The organism is Acinetobacter sp. YH12070 (assembly GCF_013419625.1).
GTDB classification, from domain to species: Bacteria; Pseudomonadota; Gammaproteobacteria; order Pseudomonadales; family Moraxellaceae; genus Acinetobacter; species Acinetobacter amyesii.
Window position 1 is genome coordinate 1 of record NZ_VOZT01000102.1, and the last position, 5,560, is coordinate 5,560.

The 5,560-nt window shown below is 39.5% G+C and carries 6 protein-coding genes; 3 read left to right on the forward strand and 3 right to left on the reverse strand.

The annotated features are described in order from the left end of the window. From FTU17_RS16675 to mobQ, 3 genes are all read right to left on the reverse strand, one after another. On the reverse strand, nucleotides 1-224 hold a 224-nt coding region (locus tag FTU17_RS16675; RefSeq protein WP_180136069.1), incomplete at its 3' end, for a hypothetical protein. Nucleotides 225-239: 15 nt separating this feature from the next. Next, a complete protein-coding gene (gene repM / locus FTU17_RS16680; RefSeq protein ID WP_065996348.1) occupies nucleotides 240-1,178 on the reverse strand; it encodes a replication initiation protein RepM in 939 nt (312 codons plus the stop codon). A gap of 601 nt (nucleotides 1,179-1,779) precedes the next feature. Then, entirely contained in the window at nucleotides 1,780-3,198 is a 1,419-nt protein-coding gene (gene mobQ / locus FTU17_RS16685) for a MobQ family relaxase (protein WP_065996350.1), read from the reverse strand. Between the two features lie 209 nt (nucleotides 3,199-3,407). Between mobQ and FTU17_RS16690 the strand changes: the two genes are divergently transcribed. Genes FTU17_RS16690 through trbL form a run of 3 tightly spaced genes read left to right on the forward strand, consistent with a single transcriptional unit; the run spans nucleotide 3,408 to nucleotide 5,402 of the window. Then, nucleotides 3,408-3,683, forward strand: coding sequence for a hypothetical protein (locus FTU17_RS16690; RefSeq protein ID WP_004919011.1), 276 nt, complete (start codon nucleotides 3,408-3,410; stop codon nucleotides 3,681-3,683). Nucleotides 3,684-3,686: 3 nt separating this feature from the next. After that, nucleotides 3,687-4,475, forward strand: a complete 789-nt coding sequence (locus FTU17_RS16695; protein WP_005071978.1) for an ANT(3'')-II family aminoglycoside nucleotidyltransferase — start codon at nucleotides 3,687-3,689, stop codon at nucleotides 4,473-4,475. 21 nt (nucleotides 4,476-4,496) lie between these two features. Next, nucleotides 4,497-5,402: a P-type conjugative transfer protein TrbL gene (gene trbL / locus FTU17_RS16700; RefSeq protein ID WP_204832353.1), complete on the forward strand. Its 906-nt coding sequence runs from the start codon at nucleotides 4,497-4,499 to the stop codon at nucleotides 5,400-5,402. The last annotated feature ends 158 nt before the right edge of the window (nucleotides 5,403-5,560 follow it).

The window sequence follows — 5,560 nt, forward strand, 5'->3', positions numbered from 1 at the left end:
TTGTTTAGTTGTTGTTTTATACGCTCAATCCTTGTAATAAGACCATCCACACAACTTTGATGACGTTCATAAAGTGGGTGGTCTTTATTCTGCCAGTTATCCAATATTTCTTTGGCTTCGATGTACTCTTGTTCTAGTTTGTATAGTTGACCTTTCAGTCCAAAATTATCTTTATTCCAGATAGCTAATAGCTCGGTTTCACTTAGTTTTGATAAATCAGTCATTAGTAATACTCCCATTTAACCTTTAAAATCTGTTTCTGTTCGCAATGCCTTGAATATGCGTTTTGCCGTTTCTTCTCGCACACTGGACGGGTCACGTAAAATATTGGCAATCCATATTGCAAATGCTTGATAGTCCTTATTCCCTGCTAGGTCGCTGATACTGTGGACTTTAGACAATACTGAGCTATAAGTATTTATCTGACTGTCTGACAAGTTGCAGAACATATCAACCGTGCTTGGATCTCGTTCATGGTTGATTGTTTTAGGCTTGGATTTCTGTTTAAAGCTGAATGAAAACCCAATGATTGAACGTCCTCGCTTATGTTGCTCGTATTCTGCCTTAATGTCGGTATGGTCGTTAATTTGTTGAATAGCAGGCTCTAATACTCGTCTTTTAAACGATTCCATCCGTTGATGCTCTGTGTCCAATACACCAAGTCTTGACCTCAATTCCTTAGTTTCAAGCATTGATACTTTCCCAGTGCTACGCCATGCAATTAGTAGTTCATATAAACGTATGGCATAGGCACTCGTTAGGCTACTTACCTGCTCCAGTTCATAACTGGTGAAATGCTTCTCTAGGTTGGTGATCAGTGGCACAACATCATCTGAAAACCTGATACGGACAAGGGCTTCATTTTCAACATAGGACACACGCTGTACCCATCGGCTCATAACATTCTCAAGATTGCCTTTAGCCGTTAATTTTTGGTAACTAAAGCGACGCTCAAACAAGTTTTTGCAAGCATCCTTTAAGACTTTGTAGGCGGTGTTTCTATGGACATTGAAATGGTTAATGTAGCTTTCTGCATGGATAGTTAAATCACGGTCACTAGGGATATTAGACTCCCTCGCCTCCAGTATTGCTAAAAGGATTAGGCGTTGTTCTGCAAGGTCTAAATTATAACTGGCATTGATCAGCGCATTATCCTTAACGACTAGGTCTTTTTTCATACATAGCAACTTATTCGAATTTTGTTGTTATAGCAACATTATATAACAATGTTGTAATATGCAAGATAAACGTTGCTATATTGCAAGATAAACGTTGCTATATTGCAAGATAAACGTTGCTATATTGCAAGATAAACGTTGCTATATAAAGTCTGAAACCATTGCTATATAAGGATTTCAGTCACCCTAAAAATTAAAAAAAATAAAAAAATTAAAAAAGAGGGGAGGGGTCAAAATTGCCCTATGTACTCGCTAAAGCTCGTACTTTATTGAAGCTCGCAAGCTCGCTTCGAGGGGCAATTTTTCGGTTAATCCTGTTTGTGAAATCTAAAAGCAAAAGCAACTATGAATTCGCTTCGCTCATAAGGCTTTATGCTCGCTTCGCTCGGTCTAGGTGCAGATTTCAACATGAAAATATAGATTTTCTAGGGTTCAAGTCATTTAAAAGCGGTTTTTCAGAGGGTCGAGGGTCGAATATTGCTAGTTCGCTCGTAGACACTCGCTCTGTAAAACCATGTATTGTTTAGATAATTTTAATAAACACCAAAAAGAATAGGTATATCTATGGTGCAAAATCATATATTTTGCACCATAGATATACCTATCTTGAACGTGGTCTATTCCGCTTTTCGGCTTCAAGCATCTTGTTGGCTTCTTCATGCTTACCTTGTTCACGCAAGGCTTTACGTGCAAAAAATGCCTGTTTTTCTTGTTCTTGTATGGCTTTGGCTTCTTGTTTTCGTTTTTCCTGTTCGGCTAACTTCCGTTGTTGTTCTCGCTCAAGATAATTTCTTGCTCGGTCATATTTAGCTTTTAGGTTTGGATTAGCCTTGTTTACAGTCAGTTTTGCCCGATCTGTATAGCGTTCAGGCTCAAATCGAGGGGAGTTATTCCTCAATTCTCGTTCTTGTTCTTCCAGCTGGTTCAACTGCTTCTGAATTTCAGCATTTGCTGTATCCCATTTTCCGCCAAAAAACAGGGGTCTTTTTCCTAGTTCTTCTTTTTGGTGTTTAATATCGCTTTTAGATAGCTCTATTTGCTCCAAAACAGCGTTTATTTGCTCGATTTCTGTTTTTTGGATAGATGACGCTATGTTTTTCGCTTCTGTGGCTATAGCGTCGTTATATTGCGAAATAACGCTATATGCAATTTTGGTTAATTCTTCAGGGGAACGTTGTTCCTGGTCTTTTTCTTTTTGGCGTTGTTCCTGGTCTAAATTTTCCCTGGTCTGTTCCAAGTCATGAACAAGGCGTTCTGTGGCTAAAATTTCTTGCTCAAGTCCTTTAATTAATTGGCGTTCTGTATTTCTAGCCTTAATCGCATCGTTACTTAAACTGATTTCAGTGTCCTTGCCCTGTCTGCGAAGTTGGGTAATTGTAGAACCCTCATGCTGTGTGGCTTCTAAATCTAAACCTTGCTCTTTGTAGCTGCGGTGATCGACACGCTCATGGCTGCCAACCTGTTCAAGAAATTGATTGCAGAGTTCCGCAAACTGTTGTCTCCAGTGTTCGACTTCTTGTTTGCCGTTGTCGTTAAATTCTCTCGTTTTTTTATCAAGGTCGCCTTGTTGGTTAATGCTGCGTGTAGTGAGCATGATGTGGGCGTGATAGTTGCGGTCATCACTTCCGCCTGCGGTATGTGGGGCATGAATGACTGCATCAACAACGACCTTATGACGTTCTACAATTTTTCCGCATAGCTCATTGAGCATCTTCTCTCGTTGTTCTTGGTTTAATTCACAAGGAAATGCAACTTCAAATTCTCTTGATAATTGAGAGTTTTTTCTAGTTTCAATGGTTTCGACCGTATTCCAAAGCGTTTCCCGATCTAATAATTCTTTTTTGGTGTTTTCAGGCGCATAGATATTTTTAAATTCTATGCCTGTTTTCTTCGTGTAATCCTGCTCTTTTCCATAGCGTTCATCTTTCAATTTTTCCCCTGATCTATATGCAGCACACGCAACAGCACTTCGACCATCTGATCGACTAATATTTTTTACTGAAAAGTGAAAAATAGCCACGATGTAAAGTCCCATTGACAAGTGTTTTTAAAAAAAAATTGAAAATTTTTTTTCGGGGTTAAGGGGTGTCCCCTTACGCACTCCAAACTTTAGTTTGGGAAAGTGCGCCCTTCGGGAAAACCCACAACAATCATATAGCAACTTGAAAGCAATGTTCAAGTGCGCTTATGATTTAGGGGGATTTCCTCTATTTGAAAGGTATGTTAAAGATGAAAATTGAGTCATTGGAACAACAAATTTCTAAGCAACAAGAGCGGTTAAAACAGTTAAAAGCTCAAAAACAAGCTGCTGTAGCTCGTGAACGTTCTAAGCAAAAAGAGTTAGAACGAAAGAATGATACAAGACGTAAGATTTTAATCGGCTCTTGTATGTTAAAAATCGTCGAAAATGACACTGTTGCTCATGAAAAGTTAATGGCTCAACTCGATAAATACTTAACCGAAAATCGAGATAGAGAATTATTTAATCTTCCATTAAAGGAGTGAGTGATGCCTGATTTAATTCAGTTAGAATATCTACAAGAAAAATTACAGCAGCTTTTAGCGGAATCATTATTTGCAATTTATCTTTATGGTTCAGCTGTTGACGGTGGTTTAGGGCCAGAAAGTGATCTTGATGTACTGGTCGTGGTCACTCAACCATTAACTTCTGCTTTACGTGAGCAGCTTGCACAAGAATTACTAAAAATTTCACAGCCTGTTGGGGAATTACAAAGGCCATTAGAAGTTACTATTTTATTAAAAGATGAGATTCAGTCTGGAATTTATCCTTTAAGTTATGAAATGCAATTTGGTGAATGGCTGCGTGAAGAGCTTAAAGAAGGTGGAATATTGAGCTCACAGAAAGACCCAGATATTAGTATATTGCTTAGAAAAGCGAGATCTCATCATACAGTTTTATTTGGGCCAGCTTTAAACCAATGGGCACCTGAAATTTCTGATCAAGAACTATGGCAAGCAATGTCTGACACTTATCCCGAAATTGTAGCGCATTGGGATGAGGATGCAGATGAAAGAAACCAGATTTTAGCTTTATGCCGGATCTATTTTAGTTTAGTGATGAAGGATATTGCTTCAAAAGACAATGCTGCACGATGGGTTATGTCTCAGCTTTCTGATGAGCAGAAATTCGTATTGCAGCGACTTATACAGGAATATAGAGGGGAAATCGGCAAACAAAATTGGCAAGAGGAGCATTATGCTTTGCAGCCTATTGTCAATTTTTTGAGTTCAAAAATTGAAGAGCAGTTTGAGCAGAAAAGAAATCTGATCACATAATAATTTTTTGATTCTGGCTTTATGTCATGGCTTTTGATGAACTCAGCAACGTTCGCTGAAGCGATTGTAAATAGCTTCAGGCAGGCTGCATCTACCGCCAGTGGCTACAGTCTGCTTACACCCTCAGATTTTTTTGTGAACGGCTGGAAGATCGTCCAAGAGATTTTAAACTCGGTAAGTGCTTGGTCGCCTATTGATTCATTGGGGATGCTGATTGCTTCAATCATTATCATGATTGCATTTGCCTTGATTTGTGCGTTCTTGGTTTTGGCGTTGGTTGAAATGTATATCGTGGTGTCAGCTAGTGTCTTAATGATGGGGTTTGCAGGTTCGCAATGGACGAAAGACTATGCCTTGAAAACTATTCAATATGCTGTTTCAGTCGGTGCAAAAATATTTATCTTACAATTGATTGCAGGTCTTGGACTTACTTTTATCCAAGAGTGGGCTACGGGCTTTAATGTTGAAGACAATGTAAGTTTGGTCGGTATGATTGGCTGTAGTGTGGTACTGCTGGCATTAACCAAAATTGTGCCTGATATGCTCCAAGGTGTGATTAACGGTTCATCTATTGGAAGTGGTGCTGCTTTAACTTCTGCCCTACGTGCTGTGGCTGCTGCGACAGCTGGCGCTGCTGCTGGTGCAGCTGGTGCGTCTATGGCTACAAAAGGCGCTGGAGCGTTGGCAAGTGAACAGCTTAAAACGGCTCAAGCAACTGGCACAGGCCCATCGAGTGCAATGGGTAAAGCTGGTTTTATGGCTGGTAATATGGCCATGAATATGAGTTCTGCTTTAAAAAGTGACCTTGGTAGTCGTTTAAGTGGTTCTACGACTGGTGGACGTATGGCTGGCTCGATGATGAATAAAGCAAACGAGCTACGGTCAAAACGATCTAAAAGCAATCAGGATGAAAACACTATCTCATAGGGCGAGACAGATTTTTTCTGATTATTCGCATTTGTTTAGTTGTTGTTTTATACGCTCAATCCTTGTAATAAGACCATCCACACAACTTTGATGACGTTCATAAAGTGGGTGGTCTTTATTCTGCCAGTTATCCAATATTTCTTTGGCTTCGATGTACT